The organism is Sphingobium trunci, assembly GCF_022664535.1.
GTDB lineage: Bacteria > Pseudomonadota > Alphaproteobacteria > Sphingomonadales > Sphingomonadaceae > Sphingobium.
On the sequence record NZ_JAKUJY010000060.1, the window covers coordinates 1 to 2053 of the forward strand.

At 51.6% G+C, this 2053-nt stretch carries 2 protein-coding genes; one reads left to right on the forward strand and one right to left on the reverse strand.

What is annotated here, in order from left to right; genetic code table 11:
• Positions 1-1184, forward strand: a 1184-nt coding sequence (locus MJ601_RS21715) for a DUF6119 family protein (RefSeq protein ID WP_242130472.1), incomplete at its 5' end; no start/stop codon positions are given.
• Positions 1185-1711: 527 nt separating this feature from the next.
• Here MJ601_RS21715 and MJ601_RS21720 read toward each other — a convergent pair.
• Positions 1712-1972 (reverse strand): hypothetical protein, encoded by a 261-nt coding sequence (locus MJ601_RS21720; protein ID WP_242130473.1) that lies wholly within the window; start codon positions 1970-1972, stop codon positions 1712-1714.
• Positions 1973-2053 lie beyond the last annotated feature (81 nt).

Sequence of the window (2053 nt, forward strand, 5' to 3'; positions counted from 1 at the left end):
GCATGGGAAGCGAGAAGCTGACGTGGGATAAGTTGATCGAGCATTGCGAGAGATTCCTCACCGCCTATGCGAAGGACGACTTCGCCAAGCTCTTTCCCAACTACCGAAACTTCAAGCCTGCCGCTGGCGAGGACGTCGAACTACTGGACGCGGAGCTACTGAAAGTCCTCCAGGCAGGTGACGTTGACCAGATCATGCTTTGGATACCAGAGTTTCTGGCCGCGGAAGAATTCAGTTTCTCCTACAGCGACCATGAGGTCACAGAGAATCATATTTATGCGCATCTAGACCCCGTCCAACTCAAGACGGTTCTGAAGCTTGGCCAACTCACCATCAAGAAGCTGCATAACAAGCGGATCTGGGCATATTCGCACGTCGACGAGCGTGTGCTCTCGAACAAGTGGTGGTCTCTGTACGATTGCATCATCTTCGAACACAAGCTCGGCAAACGGCACTTCATTCTGACCGATGGTGAATGGAAGGTTGTCGCCGGCGACTTCTACAAGAGTGTAGTCGATTTCGTTGCCAAGGAGGTTCGTCAGGAGCCGGCTGAGGCTCTCTATGTCGACATTCCCATATTTGACGCCAAGCAAGGGAAGAACCGGGAAGGTATCTTCAACGACGAGGCGTGCAAGCGGCGATCACGGAGTATTAAGTTCGATACGGCTAAATTGCGGATTGGTAGCAGCCGAAAAGACAAGGAGTTCTGTGACATCCTCGATCTCTCCGACGATGGGGTGATGCGAATCATCAACTGCAAGCCCTATGGCGGCTCGTCATCGATCAGTTACCTGTTTGCGCAGACTCGCTTCTACTGCGAAAGTTTCGTACGCGATCAGGCATTCCTCAGCGAGATTCGCAAGCACATCGGGGCATCCGCTTCTCCTACCAAGCAAAGCTACTTGGACCACATTCCGGAGCATATGAAGGATAACTCCGGGGACGGGTATCGCGTGTGCCTGTGGATCCTGTGTGATAAAAAGAAAAAGCTGCCAACTGCCTCCGACCTCCCCTTCATGGCCCAGTATGAACTGAAACTGCTGCACGACCAGCTCCAACACATCTGCAAGTACCAGGATATCGTCTTGCGCTTCGTTCCGGTCGAGACCAAGCCGTTTATGAAAGCGGTCGCGGCGACCAAACCGAAGAAGCCGCCTGCGCAGGCTCTTGGCCTTCAGCTTTGATTCGAACTGATAGTGTCTGCGATCACCTAAACTTTCTCCCATATCTCAACGCATCGATTGGGTCGCAGCATACCGATGCTTTAGTGAAACGCTCGGTGTGCGCTGGTGGAGCAACCGGATCAGGCGGAAGCGGCACTCATGCGCCAAAACGGTGGCTAAGTTCACCCGTGTGCCGGAATTCGTCAATCTGGCTGCGGCCATTTACGTCCTTGGGTGCTCGTCAGTTTGGACAATTCCTTGGTGGATCAGGGTGTCATTGAACGCGCGCTTGGCTGGAAATGCTGACTCGAACACCCGCCAAAATCTCCAAAAAGTTCTGGGGGTAGGTGAGGGGGTATCAGTCAACTTGACTTTTCAAAGATGCGAAAAATCAGGCCAATTAAGACACTATTCGAGGACCGTAAGCGCACCAGCATAACCTGTTGATTATCTTGGAATTTTTGGCTCCTTCGCGGGCGTAGGCGGGTTGACAGATCGAACGCCTGTGACGGGCGCAAGTCTGCCATGCAACAGCGAAACCTCATTCATCATCCGGTAAGACGATAATACATCAATATGGCAACGATCGACAGCACCATGATTGCCATAACGGCAAAATGTAGCCATTGAATTTTCGGCAGAAAAATAAGAGCAGCGGAAGTTGCTATTAACGAAGCTCCCTCAATTTGAACGATTAGCGCGATATTGTGTTCGAAACCTTGATCGTTGCCCTGCGCTGCAAATGCTTCAATAAAAGTAATTGGCACCGCGAGCAAGATGCTGATGATTGCAACAACAATTCTTAACATACGTCCCTCGCTGCATTGCTAAGAACGTCCGTAGCTGAGGCACCTGAATGATGAGTTAAATGACTGCCATTGGTCGGGTGC

What these genes read in the sequence shown, in the direction of transcription:
- MJ601_RS21720 (WP_242130473.1), bottom strand. Translation starts at nt 1,972, where the DNA reads ATGTTAAGAATTGTTGTTGCAATCATCAGCATCTTGCTCGCGGTGCCA.